Below are 17,032 nucleotides of genomic sequence, written 5' to 3'. Positions count from 1 at the left end.
CCGGGCACGGCGAGAGCCCCCCCTTGGTTTGGTTGACGCCACCGGGTGTTACCGGCGGTGCCGGGACGCGGCGGCGAGCAGCGGTTATCCTTGGTGCCGAGTACCGATTGTCGGAGACCCCGTGAGCGAAACCCCCGCTTCCGCCCTCGAATCCCTGTGGCTGTGCGAGGCCGTGCGCCTGCGCGAGGAACAGGTCGGCCCGCTGGAAGACAGCGAAGCCAACCGCCGCGCCATCGTCAGCGGTGGCGACCTCGCCCGCCGCCTGCAACACCGCGCGTTGCTGCTCGCCGAACGCTCAGGCCAGCGCGCTGCCCTGAGCACTTGGGTGCAAGGCTCACGCCTGGCGCTGTACCTGCTGCTGGCGCTGGCGCTGTTCACCGGCGGCGGCCTGGCCTTCGCCGCCCTCGGCGACGGCCTGCGCCCGGTCAACGTGTTCTGGGCCCTGGCCAGCCTGCTCGGCCTGCACCTGATCACCCTGACGGGCTGGACCCTGGCCTTCTTCGCCGGCGGCGAGGCCGCCGGTGCGCTTGGCCGCCTGTGGTTGTGGCTGAGCGGCAAGTTCGCCCGCGACGCCCACGCCGCCCAGCTGGCGCCCGCGCTGCTGGTGCTGCTGGACCGGCAGAAGCTCACGCGCTGGGCGCTCGGCCTGCTGGTCCACGGCCTCTGGCTCGTCGCCCTGGCCAGCGCGCTCGGCGTGATGCTGGCGCTGCTGGCGACGCGGCGCTACGGCTTCGTCTGGGAGACCACCATCCTCGGCGGCGACACCTTCATCGCCCTGACCCACGGCCTCGGCGCGCTGCCGTCGCTGCTCGGCTTCCCGCAGCCGAATGCCGAACTGGTGCGCGCCAGCGGCGATGCCCTGGTGGCCAGCGAAAACGCGCGCCACGCCTGGGCCGGCTGGCTGGTGGGCATCCTGCTGGTGTACGGCGTGCTGCTGCGCGGCGCGCTCTGGCTGCTCTGCCTGTGGCGCTGGAAGCGCGGGCGTGCGCAGCTGGCGCTGGATGTCTCGCTGCCCGGCTACGCCCTGCTGCGCGAGCGTTTGATGCCGGCCAGCGAGCGCCTGGGCGTCAGCGATGCTGCGCCGGACGAACTGGTCGAGCCGCAGGCACAGGCCCCGGCGACCACCGCCGACGGCGCCGTGCTGGTATCCATCGAACTGCTCGACCGGCCCAACTGGCCGCCGAAGCTGGCCGAAGGCATCGCCAATGCCGGCGACCTCGACGACGGTGCCCAGCGCCGTCGGCTGCTGGAGCAACTCACCCGCTACCCGCCGGCGCGCCTGGTGATCGCCTGCGACCCGCGTCGCTCGCCGGATCGCGGCACCCTGGCGCTGATCGCCGAACTCTCGCGCTGCGCCGCCGCCACCCGCGTCTGGCTGCTGCAGGCGCCGACGGGCGAGGCGCTGGACGCCGAGCGCCTGGGCGACTGGCACGCCGGCATCGAGCGCCTGCAACTGCCGCACACCTCGGCGTCGCCCCTGGGCTGGCTGGAGACCGGGCATGACTGATGCGCTGAAACTGGCCGTGGTCGGCCACACCAACGTCGGCAAGACCTCCCTGCTGCGCACCCTGACTCGCGACGTGGGCTTTGGCGAGGTATCCCATCGCCCCAGCACAACGCGTCATGTAGAGGGCGCGCGGCTGTCGGTGGACGGCGAGCCGCTGCTGGAGCTGTACGACACGCCCGGCCTGGAGGACGCCATCGCCCTGCGCGACTTCCTTGATGGGCTGGAGCGCCCCGGCGAGCGCCTGGATGGGCCGGAGAAGCTGCGTCGTTTCCTTGATGGTAGTGAAGCCCGCGGCCGCTTCGAGCAAGAAGCCAAGGTGCTGCGCCAGTTGCTCGCCTCCGACGCCGGCCTCTATGTGATCGACGCCCGCGAACCGGTGCTGGCCAAGTACCGCGACGAACTGGCAGTGCTGGCCGCCTGTGCGCGGCCGCTGCTGCCGGTACTCAACTTCGTCGCCAGCCCGCAGCACCGCGAGGAGCAGTGGCGCGAGGCACTGTCCCGTCTCGGTCTGCACGCGCTGGTGCGTTTCGACAGCGTCGCGCCGCCGCTGGATGGCGAGCGTCGTCTGTACGAAAGCCTGGCGCTGCTGCTGGAGCGCGCGCGCCCGCAGCTTGATCGGCTGGTGGCCGATCACGAGGCCCAGGCCGTCGCCCGCCGTGAGGCCGGGGCGCGGCTGATCGCCGAGTTGCTGGTGGATGTCGCTGCCTGCCGCCAACTGGTGCCCGCTGGCGACAGTGCTGTTCGAGCAGCCACCGAGACGCTGCGCAATCAGGTGCGCAAGCGCGAAGACACCTGCGTGAAGGCGCTGCTCAGCCTCTATGCCTTCCGCAAGGACGACGCCCACGCCGCCGACCTGCCGTTGCTGGATGGGCGCTGGGGCGATGACCTGTTTAACCCGGAAACCCTCCGCCAACTGGGCATTCGCCTCGGCGGTGGCGTTGCGGCTGGCGCGGCAGCGGGGGCGGGGATCGATCTGCTGGTCGGTGGCCTGACCCTTGGCGCAGCCACTGCGCTGGGCGCCATCGCTGGCGGGGCCTGGCAGACCGTCGGCCATTACGGCCAGCGCCTGCTGGGCAAGCTCAAGGGCAGCCGCGAGTTGTCGGTGGACGACAGCGTGCTGCGTTTGCTGGCACTGCGGCAGCGGCAACTGCTGGCAGCTTTGCAGACGCGCGGGCATGCGGCGGTGGAAGCGATCCAGGTGCAATCGCCCGAAGACAAGCAATGGCGCGAGGGCAAGTTGCCCGAGGCCCTGCGCAAGGCGCGAGCGCATCCGGAGTGGTCCGGCCTCAATGGTCGTCTGCGCAGCGAGAAGACCGAGCGGCAGGAGGCGGTGGCGCAGTTGGCCACGCATCTGCTCGAACCGTGAATACCGCGCGGGGCGCGCGCGAGCATTCTCGCTCCTACGAAAAGCAGTCCGTAGGGCGAATAACCTGGAACAGGTTATCCGCCGGCGAACGTGCGGCGGATAACGCTGGCGCGTTATGCGCCCTACGACTGGAATGACCTGCTCCTTCTTTCGTTGGGAGCGGACTAGGGTGAGGGGAAGCACACGCGACGATGATCCCTGTAGGAGCGGGCCATGCCCGCGATCGCGCGCATGGCGCGCTCCTACAAGGTCTGCGTCAGACCAGCGAGATCATCTCCACCTCGGCCTTTCCCCCGGCCACGGTCAGGACCGCCAACGCAATCGGCAGCTTGAACCGTCGCGGTCCCGCGCTGCCCGGATTCAGGTACAGCACCCCATCGCGTACCTCGTTCAGCGGCTTGTGCGAATGCCCCGCCAGCACGATATCGATGCCTTCGGCCGGCGGGTCGATGGCCAACTGCTTGAGGTCGTGGATCAGGTAGAGCCGCAGCCCGCCCAGTTCCAGCTGCAGCGTTTCCGGCAGCGCGGCGGCCCAGTCGTCGGTGTCATTGTTGCCGCGCACCACGTCCAGTGGCGCCAGTTTGCGCAGCTGATCCAGCAATGAGGCGGGACCGATGTCGCCCAGGTGCAGGATGCGCTCGCAGCCTTGCAGCGCCGCCAGCGCTTCAGGGCGCAGCAGGCCGTGGGTGTCGGCGATGACGCCGATGCGCAGGGAGGTGGTCATCCGGGGAGCATAAACGACGACGCCACCCGAAGGTGGCGTCGTGGCGGATCAGCCGTTGTGCGAGGCCTTGGCGACGTCGGATTCGGGCAGGAACCAGTTCAGCAGCAGGGCGCAGATGCCGCCGGTGGCGACGCCGGATTCCAGCACGTTGCGGATCGCGTGTGGCATGTGCGCGAGGAACTCCGGCACCTGCGAGATGCCCAGGCCCAGCGCCAGGCTGACGGCGATGATCAGCAGCGCGCGGCGGTCCAGGTGGGTGCCGGCAAGGATGTTGATGCCCGAGGCGGCGACCGCGCCGAACATCACCATCACCGCGCCGCCGAGCACCGGCTCGGGAACGGCCTGGATCACCCCGGCGACGCTGGGGAACAGGCCCAGCACGACGAGCATCGCGGCGATCCACAGACCGACGTGGCGGCTGGCGACGCCAGTCAGCTGGATCACGCCGTTGTTCTGCGCGAACACCGAGCTGGGGAAGGTGTTGAACAGGCCGGCCAGCAGCGAGTTGGCGCCATTCACCAGCACGCCGCCCTTGATGCGCTGCATCCACAGTGGGCCTTCGACCGGCTGCTTGGAAATCTTGCTGGTGGCGGTGACGTCACCGATGGCTTCCAGCGAGGTCACCAGGTAGATCACCAGCATCGGGATGAACAGGCTCCAGGAGAAGCCCAGGCCGAAGTGCAGCGGTACCGGGACCTGGAAGGCCGGCGCTTCGTGCATGCCGGTGAAGTCCAGGCGGCCCAGGTAGCCGGCCAGCGCGTAGCCCACGGCGAGGGCGATGACGATGGCGCCGCTGCGCATCCACACCACCGGGATGCGGTTGAGGATGACGATGATCGCCAGCACCAGACCCGACAGCATCAGGTTCTCGCCGTTGGCGAAGGTGCCGTTGCCCATGGCGGAGAAGCCGCCGCCCATGCTGATCAGGCCGACCTTGATCAGGGTGAGGCCGATCATCAGCACCACGATGCCGGTGACCAGCGGGGTGATCAGGCGCTTCACGAAGGGCAGGATGCGCGACACGCCCATCTCCACGAACGAGCCGGCCATGACCACGCCGAAGATCGCCGCCATCACCGCTTCTACCGGGGTGCCGTTCTTCACCATCAGCGCGCCGCCAGCGATCAGCGGGCCGACGAAGTTGAAGCTGGTGCCCTGGACGATCAGCAGGCCCGCGCCGAACGGTCCGAAGCGCTTGCACTGGACGAAGGTGGCGATGCCGGAGATCACCAGCGACATCGACACGATCAGGTTGGTGTCGCGCGGCGACACGCCCAGCGCCTGGCAGATCAGCAGGCCGGGGGTGACGATGGGCACGATGATCGCCAGCAGGTGCTGCAGCGCCGCGAGCAGGGCGATGGGCAGGGCGGGGCGGTCTTCCAGGCCGTAGACCAGGTCGGGCTGGTCCTTGGCGGCGGACGGGTTCTCGAGGGAGCTCATGGGCGGCGGTCCGGGAAAAAAGAGCGCGATTTTACTGGCCCACGGCGGGATCGCACAGTGCCATGAGGCAAGTCGGGATGAATGGGGAAGCCTGAGTTCCTACGCCGTCTCTGTACGGCGGTACCCGGGAGGCTTTCGGCCTGGGGAAAACTGCCGAAATTTCAACAGGGTGCGCGGACGCGTCTGAGTGTGTTGGCCCGCTGGCATGGCTTCACTGGAATGCATCCGGAGCCATTCGGGTTTCCGGCTCAACCCAGAGGGATACGCAGATGCGCAAACAACAGGGCTTCACCTTGATCGAGCTGATGATCGTGGTGGCGATCATCGGGATTCTGGCTTCGGTTTCCTTGCCGCTGTATTCGGATTACTCGTCGCGCGCCAAGGCTGCGGCGGCGATGGCGGAGTTGTCCGCAGTGAAAACTTCTGTGGGGCTTTGCGTGACGGAAACGGGAAAGTCGGAGGAATGTGACAAGGGAACGTTTGGCATTCCGGCAAGTGTTGCGACTGATAACGTCATTTCCTATGACGTCGCGAAAGGGATCATCAAAACCACGATCAGTGCGACCAATGCTGCTGGCAACAATCTCGAAATGACGATGACTCCGGAGATCAAGCCGGGCGCTGCCAATATCAACTGGAAAGTGGAGGGTTCGATCTGCGACGCCGACCGCGGAATCAAACCGGGGACAGGCGGTTGCGCCAAATCCGCCGCGAAGGAAGGTTGATCTTCAGCTTTCGGCACGCAATAAAAAGCCCGGCATTTGCCGGGCTCTCTCATGTCACCACCAGACTCAACCGTCCAGCAGCGCCTTGTCGCGCACCGCGCCCTTGTCGGCGCTGGTGGCCAGCAGGGCGTAGGCTTTCAGCGCGGTGCTCACCTTGCGCGCGCGGGGCTGAGCCGGCTTCCAGCCCTTCTTGTCCTGCTCGGCGCGGCGGGTGGCCAGTTCTTCATCGCTCACCAGCAGGTTGATGCTGCGGTTGGGGATGTCGATCAGCACCTTGTCGCCGTCCTGTACCAGACCGATGGCGCCGCCCGCGGCGGCTTCCGGCGAGGCGTGGCCGATGGACAGGCCCGAGGTGCCGCCGGAGAAGCGGCCGTCGGTGAGCAGGGCGCAGTCCTTGCCCAGGCCCTTGGACTTCAGGTAGCTGGTCGGGTACAGCATTTCCTGCATGCCCGGGCCGCCTTTCGGGCCTTCGTAGCGGATGATCACGATGTCGCCCGGCTTCACTTCGTCGGCGAGGATGCCCTTCACGGCGCCGTCCTGGCTTTCGAAGATCTTCGCGCGGCCTTCGAACACGTGGATGGATTCGTCCACGCCGGCGGTCTTCACCACGCAGCCGTCGAGGGCGATGTTGCCGTACAGCACGGCCAGACCGCCTTCCTGGGAGTAGGCGTGCTCGACGCTACGGATGCAGCCTTCGGCGCGGTCAGCGTCGAGGGTGTCCCAGCGGGTGCTCTGGCTGAAGGCCACTTGCGTGGGGATGCCGGCGGGGCCGGCCTTGAAGAAGGTGTGGACCTTCTCGTCCTGGGTCTGGGTGATGTCCCACTCGGCGATGGCGTCGGCCATGCTCGGGCTGTGCACGGTCGGTACGTCGGTGTGCAGCAGGCCGCCACGGGCCAGCTCGCCGAGGATGGAGAAGATGCCACCGGCGCGGTGCACGTCTTCCATGTGGTACTTCTGGATGTTCGGCGCGACCTTGCACAGCTGCGGCACCTTGCGCGACAGGCGATCGATGTCGCGCAGGTCGAAGGCGATCTCCGCCTCCTGGGCAGCGGCCAGCAGGTGCAGGATGGTGTTGGTCGAGCCGCCCATGGCGATGTCCAGGGTCATGGCGTTCTCGAACGCCTTGAAGCTGGCGACGTTGCGCGGCAGCACCGACTCGTCGCCTTCGCCGTAGTAGCGCTGGCACAGCTCGACGGCCAGGCGGCCGGCGCGCAGGAACAGTTGCTCGCGGTCGGCGTGAGTGGCCAGAGTCGAACCGTTGCCCGGCAGGGAAAGCCCTAAGGCTTCGGTCAGGCAGTTCATCGAGTTGGCGGTGAACATGCCGGAGCAGGAGCCGCAGGTCGGGCAGGCGCTGCGCTCGTACTCGGCGACCTTTTCGTCGGAGCAGGAGTCGTCGGCGGCGACGACCATGGCATCCACCAGGTCCAGGCCGTGGCTGGCCAGCTTGGTCTTGCCGGCTTCCATCGGGCCACCGGAGACGAACACCACCGGGATGTTCAGGCGCAGGGCGGCCATCAGCATGCCGGGGGTGATCTTGTCGCAGTTGGAGATGCAGACGATGGCGTCGGCGCAGTGGGCGTTGACCATGTATTCCACGGAGTCGGCGATGATCTCGCGCGACGGCAGGGAATAGAGCATGCCGTCATGGCCCATGGCGATGCCGTCGTCGACGGCGATGGTGTTGAATTCCTTGGCCACACCGCCGTGTTTTTCGATCTCGCGGGCGACCAGCTGGCCCAGGTCCTTCAGGTGCACGTGGCCGGGCACGAACTGGGTGAAGGAGTTGGCGATGGCGATGATCGGCTTCTTGAAGTCTTCGTCCTTCATCCCGGTGGCGCGCCAGAGGGCACGGGCGCCGGCCATGTTGCGGCCGTGGGTGGAGGTTTTCGAGCGGTAATCGGGCATGACAGGTTCCTGCGCATCAGGTCACGGTGGGAGTCGATCCGGGTCTTCTGTGCGGCGGCGTACAGCGGGTAGGGCTGGCCGGCGAGACCTTGAGCAAACTCTAAGTCGTATCGTGAGCGCGGTACGCACCGGATGCAAACAGCAGATGGCCTTGCATGGGCGAGGTCGGCGCGGGGCATGGCGGGGTCACCGCCTGCTCGGCCGGGGCTCACAGGCCCGCCGGGGGATAAATGGCAGGAATGCCCCGGATTCTACGCCGGGCCTTGCCGCCAGGGAAAGGCTGGCGGTCGGCACAAGGCATAGACTTTCGCCGCCCCGGCGTGGTCTGAATGGCCACTGGCGCTTTTCCCGTCCCGTTCGTTGAAGGAGCAACCCCATGAAAGTCACCCGCATCGCCCTGCTCGTCGCGCTGTTTGCCGGCAGTGTGCAGGCCTCGTCCGACGCGGCCTGGCAGGCGCAGGACAAGCAGCAGCGCGAAGCCTGCCTGGCGCTGAGCCATCTGCAGAACAAGAAGGTGCTCGGCTCGCCGGTGCTGTTCGATGACAGCGTGGGCTACACGGCGCTGATGATCGGGGGGACCTATGCGCAGAAGCACATGAAGGGTAAACCGGGCCGCGAGCTGTGCCTGTTCGAGCGCAAGACCGGCAACGCAGTGATCAGCGAGGCGGATTCATTGATGCCGATGAAGTAAAGGCCGTGCTCCCGCAGGGCTGAAGACGGCGCATAAAGCGTTCCGCTTTATGCGCCCTACGCGACTTCGGATCCGTAGGGCGCATAACGCCCCAGGCGTTATCCGTCACCCGCCGCTGCAATGAAAAACGGGGCGCCCCTCGCGGAAGCGCCCCGTTCTTTGACGTGCCGTGATGCCTTAACCGTTGGGCAGCAGGCGCACGGTCAGGCTCTTGATGTAGCGGGTTTCCGGGATCGCCAGGTGGACCGGGTGGTCCGGGCCCTGACCGCCGCGCTCGAGCAGCTGGATGTTGCGGTCCAGGTGGCGGGCGCTGCCCAGCAGAATGTTCTGCAGGTCGTCCTCGGGCAGGTGCATGGAGCAGGAAGCGCTGACCAGCACGCCGTCCTTGGACAGCAGGCGCATGGCCTGTTCGTTGAGGCGGCGGTAGGCGGCCTCGCCGTTCTTCAGGTCCTTCTTGCGCTTGATGAAGGCGGGCGGGTCGGCAACGATCACGTCGAAGCGCTCGTCGGCGGCTTTCAGCTCGCGCAGGGCGTCGAACACGTCACCTTCCACGCAGGCGACTTTCTCGGCGAGGCCGTTCAGCGTGGCGTTGCGCTCGACGCCGTCGAGGGCGAAGCCGGAGGCATCGACGCACATCACTTCGCTGGCGCCGAAGGCTGCGGCCTGAATGCCCCAGCCGCCGATGTAGCTGAACAGATCGAGCACGCGCTTGCCCTGCACGTAGGGCTGCAGGCGGGCGCGGTTCATTCGGTGGTCGTAGAACCAGCCGGTCTTCTGGCCGGCCAGCACCGGGGCTTCGAACTTCACGCCGTTCTCTTCCAAGGCGACCCATTCCGGGACTTCGCCGTACGCGTTGGCGACATAGCGCTCAAGGCCTTCGGCGTCACGGGCGCTGGAATCGTTCTTCCACAGCACGGCGCTGGGCTTGAGCACCTGCAGCAGGGCGGCGAGCACGTCGTCGCGGTGCTTCTCCATGGTCGCCGAGGCGAGCTGGACGACCAGCACGTCGCCGAAACGGTCCACCACCAGGCCCGGCAGCAGGTCCGAGTCGCCGTAGACCAGGCGGTAGAAAGGCTTGTCGAACAGGCGGTCGCGCAGGCTCAGGGCGACGTTCAGGCGGTGAACCAGCAGGGATTTGTCGAGAACGTGCTTGGTATCGCGGGAAATCAGGCGGGCGCAGATGAGGTTGTTCGGGCTCATCGCGACGATGCCCAGCGGCTTGCCGTTGGCCATTTCGAGGATGGCCTGTTCGCCGGCGCCGAATCCGTTCAGCGGGGTGGCGGCGACGTCCACCTCGTTGCTGTAGACCCACAGGTGGCCGGCGCGCAGGCGGCGCTCGGCGTTGGCTTTCAGACGCAGGCTGGGCAGGGTCATGGGGAAGGGCTCCGGCAAAAAGAGCGGGATTATAGCGCAGCAGCGTGCGCCGCCGGAGCGCGGCGCACGGGCTTTTGATCGGCGGCGCTCAGGCGGCCAGGGTTTCGATCAGCTGCTTGTTGAAGGCGGGGATATCGTCGGGCTTGCGGCTGCTGATCAGCAGTCCGTCCTTGACCACCTGGCGGTCGACCCAGTGGCCGCCGGCATTGTTGATGTCGTCCTTGAGCGAGTTCCAGCTGGTCATGGTCTTGCCCCTCACCAGGCCGGCGGAGACCAGCAGCCAGGCGCCATGGCAGATCACCGCGATGGGTTTGTCCGCCTCGGCGGCCTTCTGCACGATTTCCTGGGCCTTGGGCAGGTTGCGGATCTGGTCGGCGTTGATCACCCCGCCTGGCAGCAGCACGGCGTCGTACTCTTCGATGCGCGCTGTCTCGAAGGTGCCGTCGACCTTGAAGTTGTCTGCCGGCTGGTCGTGGTTCCAGCCGCGCACCTTGTCCTTGCTGTCGGAGAGTATCTTCACCCTGGCGCCGGCTTCCTTCAGGGCGTCGCGGGGGCCGGTCAGCTCCACCTGCTCGAAACCGTCGGTGACCAGGATGGCAATGGTCTTGCCTTTGAGTGTCTGGCTCATGTGGCTTGTCTCCCATTTCGTCCGCTTGGGTGTAAAGGTTCCGACACAGCCGCCGATGAAAGTTCAATCAAAAGCAGCACTTCCAGAAGCCTCGGCTCTGGGTAAACTGTGCGCCCCGTCAACTTTTCCCAGCGCGCCCCATGTCTCAAGAACTCTCCGCCGAACAGATACGTCAGGCCCTGCAGGGCATCAGCGTGCCGCCGCAGCCGCAGATCATGGTTGACCTGCAGATGGAGCAGTTCATGCCCAACCCGGACCTGAAGGCGATCGCCAAGCTGATCAGCCAGGATCCGGGTCTGTCGGGTGCGCTGCTGAAACTGGTGAACTCGCCGTTCTTCGGCCTGGCCAACCGCATCACCTCGATCCAGCGCGCGGTGAACCTGCTGGGCAGCCGCTCGGTGATCAACCTGATCAACGCCCAGTCGATCAAGGGCGAGATGACCGACGCCACCATCGTTACCCTCAACCGCTTCTGGGACACCGCCCAGGACGTGGCCATGAGCTGTCTGACCCTGGCCAAGCGCATCGGCTACGAGTCGGTGGACGAGGCCTACGCGCTGGGGCTGTTCCACAACTGCGGCATCCCGCTGATGCTCAAGCGCTTCCCGCACTACATGGCGGTGCTGGAGGAGGCCTACGCCAGCGCCAGCGACGAGCGCCGCGTGGTGGACACCGAGAACCGCGTGCTGAACACCAACCATGCGGTGGTCGGCTACTTCACCGCGCGCTCCTGGCGCCTGCCGGAGCACGTCTGCGAGGCCATCGCCAACCACCACAATGCGCTGTCTATCTTCAGCGAGGACAACTGCCGCGATACCCAGCTGAAGAACCTGCTGGCGATCCTCAAGATGGCCGAGCACATCTGCGGCTCGTACCGCGTGCTGGGCAACCAGGACGAGGACCACGAGTGGGAGAGCGTGCGCGCGCTGGTTCTGGATTACGTCGGGCTCAGCGAATACGACTTCGAGAATCTCAAGGCGAGCATTCTCGAGTTGGGCGTGGGGCAGGGGACGTACTGACCTCAGGTTCCTGCACTGGAGCTGGATATGAAAAAGCCGGGCATCTTCCCGGCTTTTTCGTTCAACGTCGGCGATCAGTCGAGCATGTCGCTGAAACGTGCGTCCTTCTTGTAGGCAATGGTCTGGCTGAAGCCGGGGACCTGGATGCCGCGGTCGCTGATCTCGATGGCCTGCTCGTCGATCATGTCGTTGCCGAAGTTGTAGATGATGTCGAAACGGCCCTGGGTCGCGGCTTCGTCGTACTGCCGGGCGGCAGCGCGAGTGGCTTCGCGGCGCACCTGGTAGTCGGCGAAGGCGGCGTCGCCGTGGCGCTTGCGCAGCATCTTTTCGGTGACGGCCGGGGACAGCAGCACGCCGGTGGCGTTGTTGCCGCCGAAGCCCTTGGAGTTGATGAAGCAGACTTCCAGGTCGTCGCGGCGCACGTCGCTGTTGGACAGGGCGATATGGTCCTTGAAGACGTCGTCGGCAAACTTGTCGACGGTCTTGATCCCGGGGATGACGCCGTAGCGGAAGGTGCCCAGGGCGGAGATCATCTGGTCGGCGCTGGCGGTGGCCAGGGAGTGGCCGACGAAGGCTTTCACCGCGGTAACCGGCCAGCCGTCGATGCCGAAGGCGGTGGCGACGCGGTCGAGGATTTCCGATTCGGTGACGCGGTTGGCCGGGGTGCTGGAGCCATGGGCGTGGACGAAGCTGTGCTGGCGCACGCTCTTCTCGCCGACGATCTGCGCGGCGGCGGCCACGGCCTTGGCCATGGTCAGGTAGTTGCCCGGGCCGGGGGCGGAGATGGACTTCTTGAAGCCGTCGGCGTTGATGAACACGTCCGGCACCGAGCCGTGGATGTCGGCACCCAGCTCCAGGGCCAGGGCGTCGTCCATCAGCACCACGTACTGTGCGGACTCGGCCAGGGAGAAGCCGCAGTTGTCGCCGAACGGGCGGCTGGCGCGGCGGAAGTCGACGTCGTCGCGGCCTTCGATGTGGCGCAGGCCTTCCTCGGTGGCCAGCGCGCCCATGGCGGCGTAGCCCTCGATGATCTCGGAGGTGATCGGCGCTTCGGCGTTGCCGACGATGGCCACGCGGGCCTGGCCGGTGGTGATGACGTCGATGCCTTTCTGCAGGTTGTACAGGAAGGTGGCGCAGGCGCCGGTGACGCTACCGGTCATGCCGACGCTGCCCAGCACGTAGGCGTTGATGAAGTCGGTGGGCATGCTGTTGAAGCCCAGCGGCAGCTGCTTGGCCGATACGCGGTGGCCGCGCAGGCGCGACTGCAGCAGGCCGCCGAAGCCGTTTTCGTCCAGCTGGCTCATGATGCTGCTGGAGAACACGGCGATTTCGTCAGGCTGGACGGCGTTGCAGATGGTCTGCCAGTCGAGGCCGGTGGAGCGCACCGCGTCGGTGGCGGCGACCACGGACATCTGCAGGCCGCGCGGGTGGAAGCGCGAGTTGTACAGTTCGCTCGGCTCGAAGCCGGTGGGCAGCTGGCCGGCGGATTTCACCGGCAGCGCGCGGTAGCTGTCGACCTTGAATTCGCAGCTGTCGTGCAGGGTGACGCGGACTTCGCCGCCTTCGAGTTCTTCCACCGACCAGTTGGCCGGCAGCGGCTCGGGCAGTTGCTTGCGCAGACTGGTGAAGGTCACCGGGCTGCCGGCGGCGCTGACGGTCAGGCTCTTGTGGCAGTGCGCGGCGTCGACGTCGAGGTATTGCAGCTCGATGCGACGAATCAGGGTGGACTGGCGAATCTGCTGCTCGAAGCGCTGCTCGATGGCGGCCAGGTCGAGGCTGTTGCCGTCGGCGTCCTGGTACTGGCCGTCGACGACCTTGACCAGTTTCATCATGACCGCGAGACCGGCGAGGGTTTCCTGGCGGGCGGCGGACTCCATGGATTCGAGGACGGTGCGGCGGAACCCATGGTGGAAGGAACTGCGGCCAGCCGCGTTATATCCACCAAAACCAACGATGACCGGTAGTCGAGACATCTCTCGGAAACTCCTTCAGCAAGTGCATCTTGCGCGCCGGACGACGGTGGCCCATGCAGGGGCAGCCCGGTGGCACAAAGCCAGGCGTGGCTTCTAGTGATTCGGAATGCTTTAGCTGACGAGGATGATGACCGCCGAGTCACGCTCGCGCCAGGATTTGTCGGAAGAAGGCGACGAGTTCCTAGGCGAATCCTGCAGGGCTCATGAATGAAAACGGGAGCCGCGAAGGGCTCCCGTTTTTTACCGCGGCAAAACTCAGCGGTATTCGATGCCGGGTTTCTGGGTGCTGACGCGAGTACCGGACTTGCCTTGGGTGATGGCGACGATGTTTTCCAGCGAGCCGATCACTGCGTCCTTGCCGGTCGCGCGGGCGAACTCGATGGCGGCCATGACCTTCGGACCCATGGAGCCGGCGGCGAAGCCTAAGCGTTCCAGTTCGTCCGGGTGGGCCTGGGCGATGCCTTTCTGGGTCGGTTTGCCCCAGTCGATGTAGGCCGCGTCCACGTCGGTGGCAATGATCAGGATGTCAGCCGACAGTTCCTGAGCCAGCAGCGAGGAGCAGAGGTCCTTGTCGATCACTGCCTCGACGCCGGAGAGTTTCTTGCCGGATTCGTCGTACATGGTCGGAATACCGCCGCCGCCTGCGCAGATGACGATGGTGCCTTTCTCCAGCAGCCACTTGACCGGGCGGATCTCGAAGATGCGCTTCGGACGCGGGCTGGCCACGACGCGACGGAACTTGTCGCCGTCCGGGGCGATGCTCCAGCCTTTCTCCTTGGCGAGGGCTTCGGCCTCTTCCTTGGAGTAGACCGGGCCGATGGGCTTGGTCGGGTTCTGGAAGGCCGGGTCCTTGGAGTCGACCTCGACCTGGGTGAGCAGGGTGGCGAACGGTACTTCGAACGGCAGCAGGTTGCCCATTTCCTGTTCGATCATGTAGCCGATCATGCCTTCGGTCTCGGCGCCGAGAACGTCCAGCGGGTACGGGCTGACCTTCTCGTAGGCCGCGCCCTGCAGGGCCAGCAGGCCGACCTGCGGGCCGTTGCCGTGGGCGATCACCAGTTCGTTGCCCGGGGCAACCTTGGCGATCTGTTCGGCAGCGATCCGTACGTTGGTGCGCTGGTTGTCGGCAGTCATGGGCTCGCCACGACGCAGCAGGGCATTACCGCCCAATGCGACGACGATACGCATATTCATTTCCTCCGAAAGAGTGGGAGCGCCCGGACCGGCGACCTTGTCGCGGTCCGGGGCTGTCCGGCATTACATGTCGGCGAGGGTCGAAACGAGGATTGCCTTGATGGTGTGCATGCGGTTTTCCGCCTGCTCGAAGGCAATGTTGTACGGGGATTCGAAGACGTCTTCGGTCACTTCGATGCCGTTCTTCAGGTTCGGGTACTTGGCGGCGATTTCCTTGCCGACCTTGGTCTCGCTGTTGTGGAAGGCGGGCAGGCAGTGCATGAACTTCACGCGCGGGTTGCCGGCGGCCTTCATCATGTCCATGTTGACTTGGTAGGGCAGCAGCTCGTTGATGCGTTCGCCCCAGGCTTCGACCGGCTCACCCATGGATACCCAGACGTCGGTGTGGATGAAGTCCACGCCCTTGACGGCTTCTTTCGGGTCTTCGGTGATGGTGATGCGGGCACCGCTTTCTTCAGCGAACTTCTTGCAGGCGGCGACGTGTTCGTCGGTCGGCCAGAGTTCCTTGGGAGCTGCAATGCGCACGTCCATGCCGAGCTTGGCGCCGATCAGCAGCAGGGAGTTACCCATGTTGTTGCGGGCGTCGCCCAGGTAGGCATAGCTGATGTCGTGCAGGGGCTTGTCGCTGTGTTCGCGCATGGTCAGCACGTCGGCCAGCATCTGGGTCGGGTGGTATTCGTCGGTCAGGCCGTTGAACACCGGGACGCCGGCGAACTTGGCCAGCTCTTCGACGATTTCCTGCTTGAAGCCACGGTATTCGATGGCGTCGTACATGCGGCCCAGTACGCGGGCGGTGTCCTTCATCGATTCCTTGTGGCCGATCTGCGAGGAGTTCGGGTCGATGTAGGTGACGTTGGCGCCCTGGTCATAGGCGGCGACTTCGAAGGCGCAGCGGGTGCGGGTCGAGGTCTTTTCGAAGATCAGCGCAATGTTGTTGCCTTTCAGGTGTTGCTGCTCGGTACCGGTGTACTTGGCGCGTTTCAGGTCGCGGGACAGGTCGAGCAGATAGCGCAACTCGCGGGTGCTGTGGTGCATCAGGCTGAGCAGGTTGCGGTTGTGCATGTTGAAAGCCATGGTGTTTCTCCTTGTGGGATCCAATCTCGGCCCGCGTCAGTACAGCTCGTGGCTGGCGGGGCAGGCGGCCCTGGCAAGGGCCGCCTCGTGAGGTCAATGCGCTCTGGTTGAGGTAGTCGCGGTTATCGGGTGCCGATCGATCAATAGTCGATCGGGTCGCGGATGATCGGGCAGGTCATGCAGTGACCGCCGCCACGGCCCCGGCCCAGTTCGCCGGCGCTGATGGTGATGACTTCCACGCCAGCCTTGCGCAGCAGGGTGTTGGTGTAGGTGTTGCGGTCATAACCAACCACCACGCCCGGTTCCAGGCAGACCACGTTGTTGCCGTCGTCCCACTGCTCGCGTTCGGCAGCGAAGCTGTTGCCGCCGGTTTCGACGACGCGCAGTTTCTTCAGGCCCAGGGACTCGGCGACGACGGTCATGAAGTCCTTGTCTTCGCGCTGGACGTTGATGCCGTAGGGGCTCTTCTCGTCCGGGCGCAGGATGAACGGAACGATCTCTTTCACCACTTCGGGGAAGACGGTGACCAGGTCGCGGTCGCAGAAGGTGAAGACGGTGTCCAGGTGCATCGCGGCGCGGGATTTCGGCAGGCCGGCGACGATGACTTTCTCGGCAGCGCCCTTGGCGAACAGCGCCTGGGCTACCTGGCCGATGGCCTGGCGGGAGGAGCGCTCGCCCATGCCGATCAGGACGACACCATTGCCGATGGGCATCACGTCACCACCCTCGAGGGTGGACATGCCGTGGTCCTTGTCCGGATCGCCGTACCAGACTTCGTATTCGGCGTTGGTGAATTCCGGGTGGAACTTGTAGATGGCGGTGGTCAGCAGGGTTTCCTGACGTCGCGCCGGCCAGTACATCGGGTTCAGGGTCACACCGCCGTAGATCCAGCAGGTGGTGTCACGGGTGAACTGGGTGTTGGGCAGCGGCGGCAGCAGGAAGCTGGAGTGGCCCAGGTAGTCGCGGTACATCTTCAGCGCCTTGGCGCCTTCGCTTTCCGGGATGTCGTCGGAGGCCACGCCGCCGATGAGGAACTCGGCCAGTTTGCGCGGCTCCAGGCTTTCGAGCCAGGAGCGCAGCTCGATGGTCAGGCCGAGGCCGACGCTGTCAGCGGTGATCTTGCGATCGAGGATCCACTTCAGGGCTTCGGGGTTCGCCACGATGTCGGTCAGCAGGTTGTGCATTTCCAGAACATCGATGCCGCGTTCGCGCATCTTGGTGACGAAGTCGAAGTGGTCGCGCTTCGCCTGGTTCACCCAGATAACGTCGTCGAACAGCAACTCGTCGCAGTTGCTCGGGGTCAGGCGTTGATGGGCGAGTCCGGGCGAGCAGACCATCACTTTGCGTAGTTTGCCAGCTTCAGAATGGACGCCAAGTTTGGTTTTTTCCGTGCTCATGAGATGTCTCCAGGA

The 17,032-nt window shown here is 65.7% G+C and carries 14 protein-coding genes; 5 read left to right on the top strand and 9 right to left on the bottom strand.

Translation table 11 applies throughout. The features are described from left to right. The first annotated feature begins 121 nt into the window (after positions 1 to 121). Together ABKS89_RS28580 and ABKS89_RS28575 are read left to right on the top strand one after the other, a co-directional pair. On the top strand, positions 122 to 1,507 hold the full coding sequence (locus tag ABKS89_RS28580) for a DUF2868 domain-containing protein (protein WP_348588465.1): 1,386 nt from the start codon (positions 122 to 124) through the stop codon (positions 1,505 to 1,507). Then, the gene (locus ABKS89_RS28575; RefSeq protein WP_348588464.1) at positions 1,500 to 2,873 is read left to right on the top strand and encodes a GTPase/DUF3482 domain-containing protein; all 1,374 of its coding nucleotides are present in this window, start codon (positions 1,500 to 1,502) and stop codon (positions 2,871 to 2,873) included. Before ABKS89_RS28580 ends, ABKS89_RS28575 begins: the two co-directional genes overlap by 8 nt. Positions 2,874 to 3,129: 256 nt before the next feature. On the opposite strand, the gene ABKS89_RS28570 is transcribed toward ABKS89_RS28575, so the two are convergent. Then, positions 3,130 to 3,597 (bottom strand): metallophosphoesterase family protein, encoded by a 468-nt coding sequence (locus ABKS89_RS28570; protein ID WP_348588463.1) that lies wholly within the window; start codon positions 3,595 to 3,597, stop codon positions 3,130 to 3,132. A 48-nt stretch (positions 3,598 to 3,645) separates the two neighbouring features. After that, positions 3,646 to 5,037, bottom strand: coding sequence for a nucleobase:cation symporter-2 family protein (locus tag ABKS89_RS28565; protein ID WP_138213797.1), 1,392 nt, complete (start codon positions 5,035 to 5,037; stop codon positions 3,646 to 3,648). Positions 5,038 to 5,306: 269 nt separating this feature from the next. On the opposite strand from ABKS89_RS28565, the gene ABKS89_RS28560 reads away from it, so the two are divergent. Beyond that, complete coding sequence (locus tag ABKS89_RS28560; RefSeq protein WP_138213798.1) at positions 5,307 to 5,762, top strand: pilin; 456 nt, start codon at positions 5,307 to 5,309, stop codon at positions 5,760 to 5,762. Positions 5,763 to 5,828: 66 nt separating this feature from the next. Here the strand turns inward: ABKS89_RS28560 and ilvD are convergent, their stop codons facing one another. Further along, positions 5,829 to 7,667 carry a dihydroxy-acid dehydratase gene (ilvD, locus tag ABKS89_RS28555; RefSeq protein ID WP_138213799.1) on the bottom strand — a complete coding sequence of 613 codons (1,839 nt, stop codon included), beginning with the start codon at positions 7,665 to 7,667 and terminating at the stop codon, positions 5,829 to 5,831. Between the two features lie 376 nt (positions 7,668 to 8,043). On the opposite strand from ilvD, the gene ABKS89_RS28550 reads away from it, so the two are divergent. After that, positions 8,044 to 8,358, top strand: a complete 315-nt coding sequence (locus tag ABKS89_RS28550; RefSeq protein ID WP_348588462.1) for a hypothetical protein — start codon at positions 8,044 to 8,046, stop codon at positions 8,356 to 8,358. A 177-nt stretch (positions 8,359 to 8,535) separates the two neighbouring features. Here ABKS89_RS28550 and ABKS89_RS28545 read toward each other — a convergent pair whose 3' ends face one another. Together ABKS89_RS28545 and ABKS89_RS28540 are read right to left on the bottom strand one after the other, a co-directional pair. After that, complete coding sequence (locus tag ABKS89_RS28545) at positions 8,536 to 9,732, bottom strand: class I SAM-dependent rRNA methyltransferase (RefSeq protein WP_081515305.1); 1,197 nt, start codon at positions 9,730 to 9,732, stop codon at positions 8,536 to 8,538. A gap of 88 nt (positions 9,733 to 9,820) precedes the next feature. After that, a complete protein-coding gene (locus tag ABKS89_RS28540; RefSeq protein WP_138213801.1) occupies positions 9,821 to 10,360 on the bottom strand; it encodes a type 1 glutamine amidotransferase domain-containing protein in 540 nt (179 codons plus the stop codon). Between the two features lie 194 nt (positions 10,361 to 10,554). Here ABKS89_RS28540 and ABKS89_RS28535 point away from each other — a divergent pair, with 194 nt between their 5' ends. Beyond that, positions 10,555 to 11,379, top strand: coding sequence for an HDOD domain-containing protein (locus tag ABKS89_RS28535; RefSeq protein ID WP_138214273.1), 825 nt, complete (start codon positions 10,555 to 10,557; stop codon positions 11,377 to 11,379). 74 nt (positions 11,380 to 11,453) lie between these two features. On the opposite strand, the gene ABKS89_RS28530 is transcribed toward ABKS89_RS28535, so the two are convergent. The 4 genes from ABKS89_RS28530 to arcA all read right to left on the bottom strand — a co-directional run bounded on the left by ABKS89_RS28530 (position 11,454) and on the right by arcA (position 17,017). Beyond that, positions 11,454 to 13,352 carry a beta-ketoacyl synthase gene (locus tag ABKS89_RS28530; protein WP_348588461.1) on the bottom strand — a complete coding sequence of 633 codons (1,899 nt, stop codon included), beginning with the start codon at positions 13,350 to 13,352 and terminating at the stop codon, positions 11,454 to 11,456. Positions 13,353 to 13,607: 255 nt separating this feature from the next. After that, positions 13,608 to 14,540: a carbamate kinase gene (arcC, locus tag ABKS89_RS28525; RefSeq protein ID WP_138213803.1), complete on the bottom strand. Its 933-nt coding sequence runs from the start codon at positions 14,538 to 14,540 to the stop codon at positions 13,608 to 13,610. A 69-nt stretch (positions 14,541 to 14,609) separates the two neighbouring features. After that, on the bottom strand, positions 14,610 to 15,620 hold the full coding sequence (locus ABKS89_RS28520; protein ID WP_065086518.1) for an ornithine carbamoyltransferase: 1,011 nt from the start codon (positions 15,618 to 15,620) through the stop codon (positions 14,610 to 14,612). Between the two features lie 140 nt (positions 15,621 to 15,760). Further along, a complete protein-coding gene (gene arcA, locus ABKS89_RS28515; protein WP_138213804.1) occupies positions 15,761 to 17,017 on the bottom strand; it encodes an arginine deiminase in 1,257 nt (418 codons plus the stop codon). Positions 17,018 to 17,032 lie beyond the last annotated feature (15 nt).

It is taken from the genome of Pseudomonas sp. LABIM340, from assembly GCF_040017195.2.
Taxonomy (GTDB): Bacteria; Pseudomonadota; Gammaproteobacteria; order Pseudomonadales; family Pseudomonadaceae; genus Pseudomonas.
This window is presented reverse-complemented; position numbering and strand designations above follow the sequence as displayed.

Excerpts from the sequence above, each read along its gene's own strand:
- ABKS89_RS28530 (WP_348588461.1), bottom strand. The coding sequence starts at position 13,352 with ATGTCTCGACTACCGGTCATCGTTGGTTTTGGTGGATATAACGCGGCT.
- ABKS89_RS28575 (WP_348588464.1), top strand. The coding sequence starts at position 1,500 with ATGACTGATGCGCTGAAACTGGCCGTGGTCGGCCACACCAACGTCGGC.
- ABKS89_RS28540 (WP_138213801.1), bottom strand. The coding sequence starts at position 10,360 with ATGAGCCAGACACTCAAAGGCAAGACCATTGCCATCCTGGTCACCGAC.
- ABKS89_RS28545 (WP_081515305.1), bottom strand. The coding sequence starts at position 9,732 with ATGACCCTGCCCAGCCTGCGTCTGAAAGCCAACGCCGAGCGCCGCCTG.
- ABKS89_RS28520 (WP_065086518.1), bottom strand. The coding sequence starts at position 15,620 with ATGGCTTTCAACATGCACAACCGCAACCTGCTCAGCCTGATGCACCAC.
- ABKS89_RS28565 (WP_138213797.1), bottom strand. The coding sequence starts at position 5,037 with ATGAGCTCCCTCGAGAACCCGTCCGCCGCCAAGGACCAGCCCGACCTG.
- arcA (WP_138213804.1), bottom strand. The coding sequence starts at position 17,017 with ATGAGCACGGAAAAAACCAAACTTGGCGTCCATTCTGAAGCTGGCAAA.
- ABKS89_RS28570 (WP_348588463.1), bottom strand. The coding sequence starts at position 3,597 with ATGACCACCTCCCTGCGCATCGGCGTCATCGCCGACACCCACGGCCTG.
- arcC (WP_138213803.1), bottom strand. The coding sequence starts at position 14,540 with ATGCGTATCGTCGTCGCATTGGGCGGTAATGCCCTGCTGCGTCGTGGC.
- ilvD (WP_138213799.1), bottom strand. The coding sequence starts at position 7,667 with ATGCCCGATTACCGCTCGAAAACCTCCACCCACGGCCGCAACATGGCC.
- ABKS89_RS28550 (WP_348588462.1), top strand. The coding sequence starts at position 8,044 with ATGAAAGTCACCCGCATCGCCCTGCTCGTCGCGCTGTTTGCCGGCAGT.
- ABKS89_RS28560 (WP_138213798.1), top strand. The coding sequence starts at position 5,307 with ATGCGCAAACAACAGGGCTTCACCTTGATCGAGCTGATGATCGTGGTG.